Here is a 17,303-nt window from a genome sequence, read left to right as displayed (position 1 = left end):
CCCCGCCGGGAAGCCCGCGGCCTCTTCCCCGCTTGTCAACGCCGCCGACCTGCGCCATCTTGTGTGTACACAAACGAATTCCGAGGGGCGCGTGCCGAGTCGAACTGGCGTTATCCTGGCGGGGTATGGGCTGCCGCCGCAGCCTGCTCCCGCTCGCCGCGTTCCGCGGGCGCGTTCCGCCCCATGAAGCCGCCGCGTCCGCACCGGCTGCGTGTCAACGGCAGCGAGCGCGTCGTCACCGCCGAGAGCGACACGCCTCTCCTCTACCTCCTGCGTAACGATCTTGCCCTCAACGGCCCGAAATATGGCTGCGGACTCGGCGAATGCGGCGCCTGCACCGTCATCGTCGACGGCCTGGCCGCCCGCAGCTGCGTCCTTCCCGTGGCGATGGCCGAGGGCCGCGAGATCCTGACGCTCGAAGGCCTCGGCGCCCCGGGCCGTCTCGACCCCGTCCAGCAGGCCTTCATCGACGCAGAAGCGGCGCAGTGCGGCTATTGCCTCAACGGCATGATCATGACCGTGAAGGCGCTGCTCGACCGAGATCCCGAGGTCGGCGAGACGCAGATCCGCAACGAGCTGCGGTTCAATCTCTGCCGCTGCGGCACGCATGTCGAGATCCTGCAGGCGGCGATGCTGGCGGCGCAGCGCATCCGGCAGGCGCGGAGCGCCGGAGCATGAGCCGTCCCTCGCGCAGCGCCCTCCTCCAGCGCAGCGGCGTGCTCGCCGTGGTCGAGCCCCGCCGCGGCGCGCCGGCCGGCAGCGAGCCGCCCGAGGGGCTCGACATCCATGTCTGCCTGACCGAGGACGGCGCCGTGCACGCCTTCTGCGGCCATGTCGATCTCGGCACCGGCATCCGCACCGCCCTGGCGCAGATCGTCGCGGAAGAGCTCGACGTTGCCCTCGCATCGGTCGACATGGTGCTGGGCGACACCGAGAACACGCCGAATCAGGGGCCGACGATCGCCAGCGAGACCATCCAGGTCACCGCCGTGCCGCTGCGCATCGCGGCCGCGCAGGCGCGCCGCCACCTGCTGGGCCTGGCCGCCGACGCGCTCGCCGCGAGCGCCGAGGACCTCGCGACCGCGGACGGCATGGTGAGCATGCGCGACGATGCCGCAGCCGCCATCTCCTTCGCCGAGCTTCTGCGCAACCGCCGCATCCACCTGCCGCTCGACAGGGACACGCCCCTGAAGCCCATCGCCGATTATCGCCTCGTGGGCCGGCCGGTCGGCCGCGTCGACATTCCCGACAAGGCGACCGGGCGCTTCGTCTATGTCCACGACGTCCGCCTGCCCGGCATGCTGCACGGCCGGGTCGTCCGACCGCCTTATTCCGGCATCGACGGCGGCGAGTTCATCGGCCGCTGTCTCGATCATGTCGACCGGTCCTCCATCGCCGACATTCCGGGCATCGTCGCGGTCGTCGTCGAGGGCGACTTCGTCGGCATCGTCGCCGAGCGCGAGGAGCACGCCGCCCGGGCCGCCGCCTGCCTGAAGGTCGCCTGGAAGCCGTGGACCACCGGCGGCGGGCTCGGCAACCTCGAACAGGCGCTGCGCGCGCGGCCGGTGCAGTCCCGCCGGCTGATCGACGAGGGCGACGTCGATGCCGCCCTCGCCTCCGCCGGCAAGCGTCTCGACCGCAGCTATGTCTGGCCCTACCAGATGCACGGTTCGATCGGCCCGTCCTGCGCCGTCGCCGATGCCGGTGGGGACGGCATCACCGTTTGGTCCGGCACCCAGAACCCCCATGCGCTGCGCAGCGACATCGCCCTTCTGACCGGCATGCCCGAGGCCGGGATCGAGATCGTCCGCGTCGAGGCCGCCGGCTGCTACGGCCGCAACTGCGCCGACGACGTCGCGGCCGACGCGGTGCTGCTCTCCCGCGCGGTCGGCCGTCCCGTCCGCGTGCAGCTGACGCGCGAGCAGGAGCACCAATGGGAGCCGAAGGGCGCCGGCCAGCTCATCGACGTCTCCGGCGCCCTCGGCCCCGGCGACTCGCTGCTCGCCTACGACTTCCAGACGCGCTACCCCTCCAACGCCGCGCCGACGCTGGCGCTCCTGCTCACCGGGCGCGTCTCCCCAGAGCCGGCGGTGCTGAAGATGGGCGACCGCACGGCGGCGCCTTCCTATCGCTACGAGAATATGCGCGTCACCGTGCACGACATGGCGCCGATCGTGCGGGCGTCCTGGCTGCGCGGCGTCTCGGCGCTTCCCAACGTCTTCGCGCATGAGAGCTTCATCGACGAACTGGCGGAGGAGGCCGGCGCCGATCCCGTCGCGTTCCGCCTGCGCCACCTGACCGACCCGCGCGCCGCCGATCTCGTCCGCGCCACGGCGGAGCGCGCCGGCTGGCAGAGCCGCGTCGGCCCGGCGGCGCAGGATGCCGAGGCCGAGATGCTGCACGGCCGGGGCTTTGCCCAGGCGCGCTACGTGCACGGCTCGTGGCCGGGCGTCGGCGCGGCATGGTCGGCCTGGGTCGCCGAAGTCGCGGTGAACCGCTCGACCGGCGAGGTCAGCGTCTCGCGCGTCGTCGTCGGCCAGGATACCGGCATGATGATCAACCCGGCCGGTGTGCGCCACCAGATCCACGGCAACGTCATCCAGTCGACGAGCCGGGTGCTGAAGGAGGAAGTCAGCTTCACCGAGACGACGGCGGTCGCCAGCCGCGAATGGGGCGCCTATCCGATCCTGCGCTTCCCGGACCTGCCGGCCATCGACGTGATGATGATGGACCGCCAGCATTTGCCGCCGATGGGCGCTGGCGAATCGGCTTCCGTGCCGAGCGCGGCGGCGATCGTGAATGCCGTCTATGACGCGACCGGCGTGCGGTTCCGCGAATTGCCGCTCACGCCGGAGCGGGTGCTCGCGGCGCTCGGCGGCCGTCCGGCGGCGCCGCAGGAAACCACGTCGAAGAAGCGTCGCCGCCTGGCGATCTTCGGCGGCATCGGCGCGCTCTTCGCCGGCTTCGCGGCCTCGAGCCTCGCCGTCGCCCCCGCCATCACGCCGATCCCGCGTCCGGACCCGTCAGCCTATTCGGCGGCCACCATCGAACGCGGCCGCATCCTCGCCGCGCTCGGCGCCTGCGCGACCTGCCATACCGTCCCCGGCGGCGCGGCGTATGCCGGCGGCCTTCCCCTGGCGACGCCGTTCGGCACCGTGCGGACGACGAACATCACGCCCGATGCCGAGACCGGCATCGGCAGCTGGTCCTACCCGGCCTTCGAGCGGGCGATGCGGGAAGGCATCCATCGCGATGGGCGCCACCTCTACCCCGCCTTCCCCTATCCGAGCTTCGCCAAGGCGAGCGAGGCCGACCTCCAGGCCCTCTATGCCTTCCTGATGGCCCAGCCGGCCGTCCGGCAGGCCAATACCGAGAGCCGCCTCGCCTTTCCCTTCAATCTCCGCCCGCTGATGGCGGGCTGGAACCTTCTCTTCAACCGCACCGAGGAGATCGCGCCCGACACCGCCCGGTCCGCGGCGTGGAATCGCGGCCGCTACCTCGTGGAGGGGCTCGGCCATTGCGGCGCCTGCCACACGCCGCGCAACCTCCTCGGCGCCGAGCGCGGGGGCGCGGCCCATCTTGCCGGCGGCGTCGCCGAGGGCTGGGACGCGCCCGCTCTCACGCGCCTCTCGGACGCTCCCATTCCGTGGAGCGAGGCCGAGCTCTACGCCTATCTGCGCACCGGCGCCTCGCCGCTGCACGGCACGGCCGCCGGACCGATGGCGCCGGTGGTGGCGGAACTGAAGGCCCTGCCGGACGAGGACATCCGCGCCATGGCGACCTATCTCGCCGGCTTCGGCGATCCTCTTTCCGCCGGCGAGGCGCAGACGCGCGCGAGCCGGATCGCCGCCGCATCCTCCGCCACGGCCCATCCGGCGACCAGCGTCGCGGCACGCCTGTATGAGGGCGCCTGCGCCGCCTGCCATGACGCCGGCCATGGCGCGCTGACCGTCAATCTCGGCCCGCCCCTCGGCCTCAACACCAATCTCCACGCCTCGCGCCCCACCAATTTCCTCAGGGTCGTCCTCGACGGCATCGACGGCTCCGGCCAAGGCGCCATGCCGGGCTTCGCCGGCGTGCTGAGCGACGGCCAGATCGCCGACCTCGCCCGCTATGCCCGCAGCCGATTCGCGCCGGACAAGCCGGCCTGGGACGGCGTCGAGGAGACGATCGCCCGCCTGAGGCAGCGGCCCCAGGGTTGAGGTTGCCTCCCTGGGATCGCAGGCTTCCGGCCTGCTTTTGGCAACGCGGCCGTGCCCGATCCGGCATCGCCCTTCCAGCGGCAGACAAGAGGCGGACAGGATGTCCGCGGTCCCAGGAAGGGCGCTCCTGGGAGTATCCGAGGCTTCCAGCCTGCTTTTGGCAACGCGACCGTGCCTGATCCGGCACCGACCTGCCGGCGGCAGACAAGAGGCGGGCGGGACGCCCGCGGTCCCAGGGGGGTGCTATCCGGCGGCCCGATAGGCCACGACCTCGCCTTCGACGGCGAGCGCCACCTCCTCGCCGATCTTCGGCACGGCGTGGCCGGACAGGCGCACCGAGAGCGTCCCGCCATCCGCCGTCTCCAGCCGGATGCTCGCGTCATGTCCGAAATAGCGCACGCCGCAGACCCGGGCGCGGACCGGATGCGCCGTGCCCAGCCGGATCTGTTCGGGGCGCACCAGTACCTCGACCGGCCCCTCCGGCATGCCGGCGGCAAGCGTCAGCTGCCCGAGGCTGCAGCGCACCGAGACGCCGTCCGACAGGCCTGGCAGCAGCACCGCCTCGCCGACGAAGCGCGCCAGCGCCGCGTCGACAGGCCGCCGGTAGAGTTCTTCCGGGGTCGCGACCTGGATCAGCCGCCCCCCGCGCAGCACGGCGACCGGATCAGCCATCGACAGCGCTTCCGGCTGGTCGTGGGTGACGAGGACGGCGGTGGCGCCGGCCGCCGCCAGCGCCGCGGCCACGGCCTCGCGGGTCTCCGCCCGCAGCGCCGTGTCCAGGGACGAGAACGGCTCGTCGAGCAGCACCAGCCGTGGCTCCGGTGCCAGCGCCCGCGCCAGGGCGACGCGCTGCTGCTCGCCGCCGGAGAGCTGGTGCGGCTGGCGCGACGCGAAGCCCGCGGGCAGGCCGACCATGTCGAGCAGTTCGGCCACACGGTGCCGGGCGGCACGCTGGCGGCGCGGCAGGCCGAAGACGATGTTGGCGGCGACGTCGAGATGCGGGAACAGGGCGCCTTCCTGCGCGACATAGCCGATGCGCCGGCGCTCGGGCGGCTCGTGCAGGCCCTTGCCGGCGACCGGCCGGCCGTCGATGCGGATCGACCCGGCCTCGGCCTGCTCGAAACCGCAGATCAGGCGCAGGAGCGTCGTCTTGCCGCTTCCCGATGCGCCGAGGATGGCAAGGAGGCTGCCGGACGGCACGGTGAGGTCGATAGCCGACAGCACCTGCCGGCCCCCGAACGACTTGGCCAGCCCTTCGATGACGAGTTCGGCCATTCCTACGCGCTCCCGCCGGCTTCGCCGCCGTTCACCCGGCCGAAACGGCCTGCCAGCAGCCAGGTCGAGAGAATCGAGAGCAGCGTCATCAGCGCTGCATAAGGTGCCGCGGACGCGAAGGCCAGGGTCGACGTGTCCGCCCAGATTTCGGTGGCGAGCGTCACCGTGCCGATGGGGGCGAGCAGCAGCGTGGTCGTCAGTTCGGTGACGATCGAGACGAAGACGATGGCGGCGGCGGCCCCGATCCCCGCGGCGGCGACCGGCAGGACCACGCGCAGCATGACGCGCATCCGGGAGAGGCCGAGCGAGCGGCCGGCATCCTCCAGGCTGCCCTGGACCTGCGCGAAGGTGGCCCGCAGGCCGACGATGGCGAGCGGCAGGAACAGGATGGCATAGGCGACGACGAGCAGAGCGGTGCTCTGATAGAGCGGGCGCAGATGGCGCACCGTCAAGGCGATGAGCGCGAGCGCGACGACGATGCCCGGCACGCCCTGGGCGAGATAGGCCGCGCGTTCGAGCATTGTCACCAGCCGGCCCGGAAAGCGTATGGCGAGATAGGCCAGCGGCAAGGCGAGCAGCAGGGTGAAGGCCGCCCCGAGCACCGCCAGCTCGATCGAGGAGAACATCGCCTGGGCAAGCGCCAGAGGCGACGCGACGACGGGCGAGACGGCGGCCGAATTGTGTTGCAGGAGCCAGTAGGCGATCATGCCGAGAGGGACGCCGAGCGTCGTGGCGGCGAGGATGAGGAAGCCCGCCGTCACCGGGATCGCGGCACGGCCGAGGCTGCGCGGCGCGATTCGGCGCCGCGTGCCGCGGTCGACGCGGGCATAGCGGCGGGTGCCGCGCACCTTCGCCTCGGCGAAGAGGCAGACCAGGCACAGAGCGATCAGGACGACGGCGAGGAGCGACGCCTGCGGCCCGTTGAAGCCGGCCCGGTATTCGGCGAAGATCTCGGTCGTGAAGGTGCGGAAGCGCAGGAGCGCGAAGGCGCCGAACTCGACGAGCGTGTTCAGCGCCACCAGCAGCATGCCGCCGAGCAGCGCCGGCCGCAATTGCGGCAGCACGACGCGCAGGAAATTCGAAAACCCGCCGACGCCGAGGGACCGGGCGGTGTCCTCCAGAGCCGGGTCCATGCCGCGCAGGGCCGCCGCGACCGGCAGGTAGACGAGCGGGAAATAGGAGGAGGTGACGACAAGCAGCGCGCCGGCGAACTGCTCGAGGGCGGGGCTGAGCGACACCCAGGCATAGCTCGATATGAAGGGCGGAACGGCGAGCGGAACGGCCGCCAGCACGGCGAAGACCGGCCGTCCGGGAAAGCGCGTCCTTTCCACGAAATAGGCGGCGAGCGTGCCGACCAGCCCGGCGAGAAGCGTCGCGGCGGCGACGAGGTCCAGCGTGTTGAGCAGCAATTGCCCGACCAGAGGCCGGAACAGCAGCTTCGTCGCCTCGCGGGCCGGCACCTGGAACGCCTCGACGACGGTGTAGGCCAGCGGCAGGACGACGAGCCCCGCTCCGGCCGCCGATAGGGCGAGGAAACCCAGGGGCGGCCGCCCCTGGGTCTGCCTCAATCGACGATGGACCGCGGACGGCGTCACAGCAGGCCGGCTTCCCGCAACATCTCCGCCGCATCCTGGTCGTCGCCGAGATGGGCGAGGTCGATCCGGGGCGGCTGCAATTGCGCGAACGGCTTCAGCGCCGGATTCGCCGGCACGCCGGCGGCGAGCGGATATTCGAAGTCGACGTCGCTGGCGGCGAGCGCCGCCTGCGCCGGCTTGCTGACGATATAGGCGAGGAACTTCTGCGCGGCCTCCTGGTTGTGCGAGGATTTCAGCACTGCCGCGCCGGAGACGTTGACCAGCGCGCCGGCATCGCCGCCGCCGAAATGATGGATGGCGCTGTGGATCTTGTCGTCGCCGGTCTCCACGCGATAGCGCTCGAAATAATAGGAGTTGATGATGCCCGTCGCGGCCGAGCCGCGGTCGACCGCCGCGACGACGCCTTCGTCGTCGTCATATACGGCGGCATTGTCCTTCAGTCCCTTCAGCCAGGCGATGGCCCCGTCCTTGCCCACGAGCACCTTGACGGCGCTGAGCAGCGGCATGAAGTCGGCGTCGGTCGGCGCGATCGCCACCTTGCCCTTCCATGCAGGCTTCGCCAGATCGAGGAGCGAAGCCGGAAGGTCGCCCTCGCCGATCATCGACTTGTTGTAGACCAGCACGTTCTCGCGGGCGAGCACGCCGACCCACGCTCCGGTGGGCGAACTATAGGCTGACGGCACCGACGCCAGCGTCGCCGGATCGACCTTGGCCAGCAGGCCCTTCTCCTCGAGCAGCAGCAGTTCCGGCGAATTCTCGGTGATGTAGAGATCGGCGGGGGAGGAAGATCCTTCCTGCGCGATCTGGTTGGCGATCTCCGGCGCTTCGCCCTTGTGGACGGCGACCTCGATTCCCGTCTGCTTCGTGAAGCCGCTGGTCAGCATCTCGACCATCTGCTGGTGCTGCGCGCTGTAGAGCGTCAGCTTCACCGCATCGGCGGCCGCCGGCGTCGAAGCGACGGCCACCGCGCCGGCGAGCAGGACAAGGCCCGTCAGGCCGCGAATCCGGCCTGGCCCACGCCCACGCAATGGCAACCCCGGCGAACGAAACGACATGCGAACTCCTGTCAAATGTATCTGCAACGGCCGCCCCAGGCGGCGCTGCCGGAGGGGTAAACCCATGCGCGATTTTATCAATGTCGATGGGAGATGTTTTCCACCGCGCGCCTTCACATTGTTGTTTGTAATTACTCCAGTTAAAGGATGAGGATCCACTCATTGGATATATTCTAAACTATATTCCGATTTACCTCATGAAGGTGACCTCTCTATCTGTGCAATCGCGGTCGTCTCCCTTGTCTGCGCGACGCAAAAGAGACCCGGTGCGGATATGTTGGCCAGCGGCGTCGTGATAGGCATGCTGCGCCTTGCCACCTCCTCCCAAACAAGGCAATCACGATCCATGCGTGTTCTCATCTTGGGCGGATACGGTCTCATCGGATCGTCGGTGGTTTCCGCCGTGCTGGCGGCCGGTCACGATGTGACGGGTCTTGGCCGAGACGTGACCGAGGCGAGACGCCGCCGCCCCCCGGTACGCTGGCTCCAGCATGACCTTAAAACTCTCGTCGTACCGCAGGCATGGATCCCGCTTCTCCACGAGATCGATGCCGTGATCAATGCATCCGGGGTGCTGCAGGACGGGCCGGGTGACGATGTCATGGCCGTGCAGCGGGATGCGATGATAGCGCTCTTCCAAGCATGCGAGTCTGCCAGGATCGGACGCTTCGTGCAGATCTCCGCCGTCGGCGCCTCCTCCGTGGCGCAGACCGTCTTCATGCGCAGCAAGGGTCTCGCCGACGAAGCGCTGAGCGCATGCGCATTCGAGTGGATCGTGCTTCGCCCTGGCTTGGTGCTCGGGGCGCAGGTCTATGGCGGCAGCGCCATGCTGCACGCGCTGGCGGGCATGCCGGGCCTGATCGCCCTGCCACGGGCGCCGGCAATCCGCACGGTTGCGCTTCAGGACGTGGCAGAGATGGCGCTCGCCGCCCTCGAAGGGAGCCTGCCGCTCCGCCGCAGCTACGATCTCGTCGAAGAGGAGGCGCACGCTCTTGACGATGTCGTCCGACGGCTGCGGGCGAGGCTCGGCTTTCCCTCTGCGCCGATAGTCCATTGGCCCGCGGCTATCTTCCGCGTCCTGTTCGGGCTTGGAGATCTGGCCGGCTGGCTCGGCTGGCATCCGCCTTTGCGATCGACCGCCTTCCGGCAGACGATGCTGGGCATCGACGGCGATCCGCGGCCACTTCGAGACGTCATCCACCGGCCGTTGAGGAGCCTGGACGAGACGCTGAGCGTCATCGACGGGTCGGCGCGGGAACGCTGGTTCGCCCGCTTGTTCATGCTCAAGCCGGTGATCATCATCACGCTCGGCCTGTTCTGGTTGGTGTCCGGCATCGTCGGCCTCATCGGAGCCGGACGCGCCGAGTCGATTCTTGTCACACACGGCTTGTCCGCGCCTATTGCGAGCCTGGCCGTGCATGGCGGGGCGTTCCTCGATATCGCGCTTGGTGCCGCCATGCTCATACGGCGATCGATGCCGGCCGCGGCCGTCGGCATGATGGCCGTCACGCTTTTCTATCTGCTTGCCGGATCGGCATTCGCACCGGATCTGTGGGCCGACCCGCTCGGCCCCCTGGTCAAGGCAGTGCCGGCCGCCATCCTTGCCTTGGTAGCGCTCGCCATCCGGGATGCGCGCTGATGATCGACCTCGACCTATTGGTGTGGTTGCATGTCATCGGAGCGACGGTGCTGCTCGGCACTGGCGCCGGCATCGCCTTCTTCATGCTGATGGCGCATCGAACCGGCGATGCCATCGTCATCGCGCATGTCGCGGCCACCGTCGTCCTCGCCGATTTCCTGTTCACCGCCTCGGCCGTCGTTTTCCAACCCGTCACCGGTTTTCTCCTGGCCCGAGAGATCGGCTGGGCGCTCGATTCCGGCTGGCTTCGGCTCTCGCTGATGCTCTACATGGCCGCGGGCCTGTTCTGGCTGCCCGTCGTTTTCATCCAAATCCGGATGCGCGACATCGCACGTGTCGCGGCGCGCGATGGCACGCCGCTCCCCGCGCTCTATCATCGACTTTTCCGCATCTGGTTCTATTGTGGGTTCCCGGCCTTCGGCGCCGTGCTCACCATTCTCTGGCTGATGATCGCCAAGCCGTAGTTCGCCGGAAAGGCCCCTGCGCTATTTTGTGCTCTTTGCCGCCCCGGAATTGAGGGCATATACGCTGATTATGTGCCGGTGAAAGGCGCCGGCCTGAGGAGATATTATGCGCATTTTGATTGTCGGCGCCGGCTCCACCGGCGGTTATTTCGGCGGCCGTCTCGCGGCGGCGGGGCGGGACGTCACCTTCCTCGTCCGTCCCGCCCGTGCCGAGCGCCTGCGCGCCGACGGCCTGCAGATCGTCAGCCCGATGGGCGATCTGAAGATCAGGCCGAACTTCGTCACCGCGGATCAGATCGAAGGCCCCTTCGACGCGGTCCTCCTCACGGTGAAGGCCTATGCGCTCGACGCCGCACTGGAGGACATGGCACCGGCCGTCGGTCCCGATACCGTGATCCTGCCGGTGCTCAACGGCATGAAGCATGTCGACATCATCAGGGCCCGGTTCGGCGATGCGGCCCTCGGCGGCTGCGTCTGCAAGGTGGCGACGACCCTCGACGACAGGGGGCGGATCGTCCAGCTCGGCAAGATGCAGGAGCTCGCCTATGGCGAAATGGACGGCTCCCGGTCCGAGCGGATGGAGCGGCTCGACGCCTTCCTGCAGGGCGCGGGCTTCGACGCCCGTCTCGCCGCCGACATCGAACGCGAGATGTGGGAGAAATGGCTGATGCTGGCCAGCCTCGGCGGCATCACCTGCCTGATGCGCGGCACCGTCGGTGAGGTCGAGGCGGCGCCCGGGGGACGGGCGTTCGTGCACCGCTTCCTCGACGAGGTGACGGGCGTGGTCAGGGCAGTCGGCCGAGAGCCCGACGAAGGCGCCCTCGCGACGGTCCGGTCGATGCTCACGCAAAAAGGCTCGCCGCAGACCTCGTCGATGTATCGCGATTTGCTGAAGGACCAGCCGATCGAGGCCGAGCAGATCATCGGCGACCTGCTCGCCCGCGCCCGCCAGGCCGGCCTCGACACGCCGCTGCTGGCGGCCGCCGACACCCATCTGGCCGTCTATCAGGGGAAGATCGCTGGGTAGTGCGCCGACTTCCCCGGGAATCGCAGGCTTCCAGCCTGCCCTTGGAAACTTTGCGCCTGCAGGAAGATGCAGGCTGGAAGCCTGCGATTCCCGGGGAATGGCGGGCGCGCCGAAAATTGCCTGCGTTCGAAGTTCCTGCCCCCGCCGTCCGTTCTTGTATCCCCCGGCCGATCCGGCAAGGCTGGCGTTGGTCGGGAATCACGTCCGGACGGCCGGGCGCCGTCATCGGGACTTCGCCATGCAGATCGAGGAATTCTCCCTGGAGCGCATCCAGTCGCTCTACGAGAACACCGTCGCCTTCAATCTTTCCGACAGCGGCGTCCATCCCTATTCGCTCAACGAGCTGCTGACGCCGGCGGAGCGCGAGCGGGTGCTGGCGGCCGAGCTCGGCTATGGCTGGACCAACGGCGCGGTGGAACTGCGCCAGGCGGTGGCGGCACTCCACCCCGGACGCGGCCCCGACGAGGTGATGATCACCAACGGCTCCGCGGAAGCCAATTTCATCATGGCGATGACACTGCTCGACCCTGGCGACGAGATCATCGTGGTGGTGCCGAACTATCTGCAGATCAAGGGCTGGGCCAAGGCGATCGGCGCCGTGGTGCGCGAGGTCAGGCTGCGCGAGGAACTCGGCTGGCTTCCGGACCTCGCCGACATCGAGGCTGCCGTCACGCCGCGCACCAAACTGATCACCGTCTGCACGCCCAACAATCCGACCGGCAAGGTGCTGCCCCGGGCGATGATCGAGGAGATCGTCGCAATCGCCCGCCGGCACGGGCTCTGGCTGCATGCCGACGAGGTCTACAAGGGCTCGGAATATGGCGCGCCGGAATCGCCGTCCGTCGCCGACCTCTACGAGAAGGCGATCGTCACCAACGGCCTGTCCAAGGCGATGGCGATGCCGGGGCTTCGCATCGGCTGGCTGGTCGGCCCGGCGCCCGAGATCTACGCGACCTGGCAGCGCAAGGACTACACGTCCATCACCACCTCGATCGTCAGCGAGATCGTCGCCGGCATCGTCCTGCAGCCCGAGCGCCGCGCGGCGGTGCTCGCCCGCAGCCGGGCCCTGCTGTCGCGCAACGTGGCTTTGATCGCCGGCTGGGTGTCGGCGAACCAGGATCTGTTTTCACTCGTCCCGCCCGAGGCCGGCGGCATGGCCTTTCTCCGCTACCATTTGCCGATGAATTCCACCGCGCTGGTCCATCGCCTGCGCGAGGAAAGGAGCGTGCTGCCAGCGCCGGGCGACGTCTACGGCATGGACGGCTATATCCGCATCGGCATCGGCGGTCCGGCGGACCATCTGGCGGCGGGGCTGGAGCAGCTGCGGCAGTTCATGCGATCGCTCGGCTCGTAGAAGCGCCGGACCGAGGGATATCGACACCCGCGACGCGCTCCGCGCTGCAGTGGAGAGGCGACCACCGATCGCCCTTCTCGGAACCGGCGAGCTTGCGGGAAAGCAAGAGGCCGATTGGCGATCGAAAGCGAGGCGAAACCGGATTTGCCGCAGTCCGTCGGACGTGGACACGGTTTTGTGTCGAACAGGGGTCTGGCACCGGTGGGGCCGCCCTGTAAAATCGACCGGGGAATACCGGCTGTCCGCCGCGACAGCGGCTTCCTTTTGGTGCGGCCGGCATCGCCACCCTGCCCCGGCTCGATGCCCCCGCCCGCCGCAACGCACAGATCGGATCCTGTTATGCGCATCAAGACACTCGGCAACACCGGCCTTCTCGTTTCGGAGATCTGCCTGGGGACCATGACGTTCGGCCTGCAGACCGAAGAAGACGTGTCCCGCCAGATCCTCGACAAGGCCGCCTCGGGCGGCGTCAATTTCCTCGACACCGCCGACGTCTATCCGCTCGGCGGCGGGCTCGACACCGTCGGCCGGACGGAGGAGATCGTCGGCCGCTGGCTCAAGGGCCAGCGCGGCAACTACATCCTCGCCACCAAGGCCGTCGGCAAGATGGGCCCCAATCCCTGGGACCAGGGCGCCTCCCGCAAGCACCTGCTCGACGCCATCGATGCCTCGCTGCGCCGCCTGCAGACCGACTATGTCGATCTCTACCAGCTCCATTCCGACGACGCGGCGACCCCGCTCGACGAGACGCTCGAAGCCCTCGACGTCATCGTGAAATCGGGGCGTGCCCGCCATATCGGCGTTTCCAACTTCCTCGCCTACCGCCTCGCCCGCGCCCTCGGCCGCGCCGAGGCGAAGGGCCTGACGCGCTTCGTGTCGGTGCAGCCGCGCTACAGCCTGCTGTTCCGCGAGATCGAGCGCGAATTGCTGCCGCTCTGCGCCGAAGAGGGCGTCGGCGTCATCCCCTACAACCCGCTCGCCGGCGGCCTGCTGACGGGCAAGCACAAGCGCGGCACGGCGCCGACGCCCGGCACCCGCTTCACGCTCGGCTCCGCCGCCGAACGCTATCAGGACCGCTACTGGAACGAGCGCGAATTCGGCACGGTCGAGGCCTTCGTCGGCCTTGCCGCCGAGGCGGGCGTGGCGCCGCCGACGCTGGCGATCGCCTGGGTGCTCGCCAATCCCGTGATCACGGCCCCGCTGGTCGGCGCGAGCCGGCCGGACCAGCTCGAGGCCTCGCTGGCCGGCGCCTCCTACAGGATCGAGGCGGGCCTCAAGCAGAAGCTCGACGAGCTCACGGCGGAATACCGTCGCGGCGACGCCGTGCGCTGACGCCAAAGCGTTCCATCTTCAGATCGAATCGCCAAGAAACGCAAAATCCTCTTGATACCAATGCGCTGAATTGGTGATCCGCTCCTGCTTGAACGCTTTTTGCTCCAGGGAACAAAGGCCGCCGCAGCGTCATTGTCTGCCAACATCGGAGCCGCGTCGGCCTCCGACCGCCAGGGAATGCCCATATGCGCATGTTGACGACAGCCGCCATCCTCACCGCGATCCTCGTCCCCGCCTCACAGGCCCAGGCCATCGGCTGCGTATCGGGGGCCATCGCCGGCGGCGTCGCCGGCCATTATGCCGGACATCATGCCGTGCTCGGCGCCATGGGCGGCTGCGCGGTCGGCCATCACCTCGCCGTTCAGAAGAAGCGCGAGAAGGAACGCCGGATCGAGGAAGAGCGCCGCTCGAACCCGTACGCGCACTGATCCCCTGCCCTCGCCCGGGCGAGGCCCCCGCCGGCCGGCCACTCAGCTGCGGAACCGCGTGCGGTAATCGTGCGGTCCCGTGCCGAGGCGGCGAAGGAAGGCGCGCCGCATCGTATCGGCATTACCGAAGCCGCAGCGCGAGGCGACGCGCTGGAGCGGCGTGTCGCCGTCTTCGAGCAGGCGCCGGGCGGCGTCGACGCGGGCCGCTTCGACGTAGTCGGCCGGCGTCAGGCCGGTCTCGGCCTGGAACACGCGGGTGAAGTTGCGCACGCTCATCGCTGCCCGGCCGGCCAGAGCGGCGAGGGAAAGGTCGGCGGCGAGATGATCGAGCAGCCAATGCTGGACGGCCTGGATGCGCGTCTCCCCGGCGATCTGCGCCGCGAGGTGGGCGCTGAACTGGGACTGGCCGCCCGGCCGCTTCAGGAACACCACCAGCCGCCGCGCCACCGTGAGGGCGAGCGCGCGGCCGTGATCCTCTTCCACCAGCCTGAGGGCAAGGTCGATGCCGGCGGTCACGCCGGCCGACGTATAGAGCGGGCCGTCCTTCACATAGATCCGATCCGGCAGCACCTTCGCCTGCGGATGGAGCGCCGCCAGCTCCGCCGCATGCTGCCAATGGGTCGTCACCTCGCGCCCGTCGAGCAGCCGGGCCGCGCCGAGGAAGAAGGCGCCCGTGCACACCGAGCCGTAGCGCCGGACGCCGGCGCTCCTGCGCCTCAGCCACGCCTGCAGGTCGGTAAAGGCCGGGGCTTGCGAAAAATCCGGCGTGCCGGCGACCAGCAGCGTGTCGAAGTCCTGGTCGGCGGCGAAGATCGTCGTGTCGGCGACGAGCGAAAGCCCGCCGGCCCGGATGAGCGGGTCCCCGTCGGCGGCGACGAGGCAGATTTCATAGGCCGCGGCGCCGCCCGACTGGCGCCCCGCCTCGACGAAGACGTCGAGCGGCCCGGATATGTCGAGAGACTGGGCCTGCGGCGGCACGACGATGGCGATCCGCAGCGGCTGCCCGGCTGCCGGCATGGCTTTTCTCCCGATACGCGCCCCATGGCCGGAACACACCGGACTTTGGCTGGAATGGACGGCCCTGGGCAATTGCGGCCAATACCCCGGAAATCTAGGCTTCGTCCATCGCCATCACGACGGAGACGCCGATGTACCGGCTTCATTACTACCCCGCCAATGCCAACGCCGCGCCGCACATGCTGCTGGAGGAGATCGGCGCGCCGCATGAGCTCGCCCTCGTCGACCGCACGGTCGAGGCACAGAAATCGCAGGCCTATCTCAGGATCAATCCGAACGGCCGCATTCCGGCGCTCGAGGACGACGGGCTCGTCCTGTTCGAGGCCGCCGCCATCGTGCTCCACCTCGTCGACCGGCACCCCGAGGCCGGGCTCGCGCCGGCGCAGGGCACGCCCGAACGGTCGAAATTCTACCAATGGCTGGTCTTCCTGACCAATTCGCTGCAGGAGGAGCTGATGGTCTTCCAATATCCCGAGCGCCTCGCCGGCGGGGATGGCAGCGCGGAAGCGGTGATCCGGAACGGGGCCGAGCAGCGCGCGACCGCCTTCCTCGACATCATCGAAACCCATCTCGCCGGCAACGGCCCGTTCTTCCTCGGCGATGCCGTCGGCGCGGCGGATCTCTATTTCGCGATGCTCGCCCGCTGGGCCCGCCCGCTGGCGAAACCGCCGCGCTCGCGCCCCGCCATCGCCCGACTTCTCGATGCCGTTACGGCACGCCCCGCCGTCCGGCGGGCCTACGCTGCCGAAGGCATCTGCGAACCGATCTGCTGATCAGCGACAGGATCCCAGCCATGACCACCCCTCCCCGCAGCCGCAACACGCCCGACCGCATGGACCTGCCCTTCGTCGGCCTCGCCACCTTCGCCCGCCAGCCGGCCTGCCCGGATTGGGACAGGCTCGACGGCGCGGATGTCGCCATCCTCGGCATCCCCATCGACACCGCCTCCAGCTACCGCGTCGGCACGCGGTTCGGGCCGCGCGCCATCCGCGAGGCATCCATGTTCCACGGCTTCGGCCCGGAGGGCGTGTTCGACTTCGAGGACGAGGTGACCTATCTCGCCGCCGACGAGGTCCGCATCGTCGATGCCGGCGACGCCGACGTCATCTATGCCGACACCAGGCGCAGCCTCGCCAACGCCGAGCAGGCGGTGCGCGCTTTGCTCGATGCCCGGACGATGCCCTATATCCTCGGCGGCGACCACGCGATCACCATGGCGACGGTCGCCGCCTTCTCGGAGGAGCAGCCGATCCATATCGTGCATCTCGACGCCCATTTCGATTTCATCGACGAACGCAACGGCATCGGCTGGGGCCACGGCAGCCCGATGCGCCGGGCCTCCGAAATGGCGCATGTGACCGGCATCACCACGCTGGGGCCGCACAATATGGGCGCCGTCGGGCGCAGGGACTGGGAGGCGGCGCGCGCCTATGGCACGCATGTCGCCTCGCTGCGCCAGGTGCGCGCGGCGGGCGCCGCCGCCGTGCTCGGCCATCTTCCCGAGGGCCAGCGCGTCTATGTCTCCATCGACATCGACGCCTTCGACCCGTCGATCGCACCGGGCACCGCCACCATCAGCCATGGCGGCTTCGGCTATTACGAGGTGAAGGACATCCTCCGGGAGATCGCCCGACGCTTCGAGGTCGCCGGCGTCGATTTCGTCGAGGTGTCGCCGCCCTATGACCCATCGGGCATCACGGCCCTGCTCGCGGCCCGCACCAGCCTCGACTTCATCGGCTCGATCTTCCATGAACGCGCAAAGAGAAGGAGGCAGGCGCCGGAAGCGCGGATATCCTCTCCGGATGCGCTCGTCTGAGGGCAAGCCGCCCAGCCAGATTGCCGGGACAAGCCCGGCAATGACAAATCCTGCACCGTTACAGGCAAAATCACCTTGAATGAGCGCCTGGGGAGATGT

The 17,303-nt window shown here is 69.2% G+C and carries 14 protein-coding genes; 10 read left to right on the top strand and 4 right to left on the bottom strand.

The window, feature by feature from the left end:
* Window positions 1-183 precede the first annotated feature (183 nt).
* Entirely contained in the window at window positions 184-678 is a 495-nt protein-coding gene (locus J3R73_RS12680) for a (2Fe-2S)-binding protein (protein WP_307427160.1), read from the top strand.
* On the top strand, window positions 675-4,202 hold the full coding sequence (locus J3R73_RS12675) for a molybdopterin cofactor-binding domain-containing protein (RefSeq protein ID WP_307427157.1): 3,528 nt from the start codon (window positions 675-677) through the stop codon (window positions 4,200-4,202). Before J3R73_RS12680 ends, J3R73_RS12675 begins: the two co-directional genes overlap by 4 nt.
* 243 nt (window positions 4,203-4,445) lie before the next feature.
* Here the strand turns inward: J3R73_RS12675 and J3R73_RS12670 are convergent, their stop codons facing one another.
* The 3 genes from J3R73_RS12670 to J3R73_RS12660 are packed head-to-tail and all read right to left on the bottom strand — an operon-like array spanning window position 4,446 to window position 8,127.
* The gene (locus J3R73_RS12670) at window positions 4,446-5,477 is read right to left on the bottom strand and encodes an ABC transporter ATP-binding protein (protein WP_307427153.1); all 1,032 of its coding nucleotides are present in this window, start codon (window positions 5,475-5,477) and stop codon (window positions 4,446-4,448) included.
* Window positions 5,478-5,479: 2 nt separating this feature from the next.
* Complete coding sequence (locus J3R73_RS12665; RefSeq protein WP_307427150.1) at window positions 5,480-7,072, bottom strand: ABC transporter permease; 1,593 nt, start codon at window positions 7,070-7,072, stop codon at window positions 5,480-5,482.
* Entirely contained in the window at window positions 7,069-8,127 is a 1,059-nt protein-coding gene (locus J3R73_RS12660; protein WP_307427147.1) for an extracellular solute-binding protein, read from the bottom strand. The genes J3R73_RS12665 and J3R73_RS12660 overlap by 4 nt, the downstream gene beginning before the upstream one ends.
* A gap of 301 nt (window positions 8,128-8,428) precedes the next feature.
* Here J3R73_RS12660 and J3R73_RS12655 point away from each other — a divergent pair, with 301 nt between their 5' ends.
* From J3R73_RS12655 to J3R73_RS12630, 6 genes are all read left to right on the top strand, one after another.
* Window positions 8,429-9,766: an SDR family oxidoreductase gene (locus tag J3R73_RS12655; protein ID WP_307427144.1), complete on the top strand. Its 1,338-nt coding sequence runs from the start codon at window positions 8,429-8,431 to the stop codon at window positions 9,764-9,766.
* Complete coding sequence (locus J3R73_RS12650; protein WP_307427141.1) at window positions 9,766-10,230, top strand: DUF2269 family protein; 465 nt, start codon at window positions 9,766-9,768, stop codon at window positions 10,228-10,230. The genes J3R73_RS12655 and J3R73_RS12650 overlap by 1 nt, the downstream gene beginning before the upstream one ends.
* A gap of 106 nt (window positions 10,231-10,336) precedes the next feature.
* A complete protein-coding gene (panE, locus tag J3R73_RS12645; RefSeq protein WP_307427138.1) occupies window positions 10,337-11,257 on the top strand; it encodes a 2-dehydropantoate 2-reductase in 921 nt (306 codons plus the stop codon).
* Between the two features lie 238 nt (window positions 11,258-11,495).
* On the top strand, window positions 11,496-12,611 hold the full coding sequence (locus tag J3R73_RS12640; protein ID WP_307427136.1) for an aminotransferase class I/II-fold pyridoxal phosphate-dependent enzyme: 1,116 nt from the start codon (window positions 11,496-11,498) through the stop codon (window positions 12,609-12,611).
* A gap of 339 nt (window positions 12,612-12,950) precedes the next feature.
* On the top strand, window positions 12,951-13,943 hold the full coding sequence (locus tag J3R73_RS12635) for an aldo/keto reductase (protein ID WP_307427132.1): 993 nt from the start codon (window positions 12,951-12,953) through the stop codon (window positions 13,941-13,943).
* Between the two features lie 185 nt (window positions 13,944-14,128).
* Window positions 14,129-14,371: a hypothetical protein gene (locus tag J3R73_RS12630; protein WP_307427129.1), complete on the top strand. Its 243-nt coding sequence runs from the start codon at window positions 14,129-14,131 to the stop codon at window positions 14,369-14,371.
* Window positions 14,372-14,413: 42 nt separating this feature from the next.
* Here J3R73_RS12630 and J3R73_RS12625 read toward each other — a convergent pair whose 3' ends face one another.
* Window positions 14,414-15,388, bottom strand: coding sequence for a GlxA family transcriptional regulator (locus tag J3R73_RS12625; RefSeq protein ID WP_307427126.1), 975 nt, complete (start codon window positions 15,386-15,388; stop codon window positions 14,414-14,416).
* Window positions 15,389-15,519: 131 nt separating this feature from the next.
* On the opposite strand from J3R73_RS12625, the gene J3R73_RS12620 reads away from it, so the two are divergent.
* Both J3R73_RS12620 and J3R73_RS12615 read left to right on the top strand, forming a co-directional pair.
* Complete coding sequence (locus tag J3R73_RS12620) at window positions 15,520-16,161, top strand: glutathione S-transferase family protein (protein ID WP_307427123.1); 642 nt, start codon at window positions 15,520-15,522, stop codon at window positions 16,159-16,161.
* Between the two features lie 20 nt (window positions 16,162-16,181).
* Entirely contained in the window at window positions 16,182-17,204 is a 1,023-nt protein-coding gene (locus J3R73_RS12615; RefSeq protein WP_307427120.1) for an agmatinase, read from the top strand.
* The last annotated feature ends 99 nt before the right edge of the window (window positions 17,205-17,303 follow it).

The sequence above is a fragment of the Labrys monachus genome, from assembly GCF_030814655.1.
Taxonomy (GTDB): Bacteria; Pseudomonadota; Alphaproteobacteria; order Rhizobiales; family Labraceae; genus Labrys; species Labrys monacha.
The sequence above is the reverse complement of the archived record's forward strand: the minus strand, read 5'-3'. Positions and strand labels throughout refer to the sequence as shown.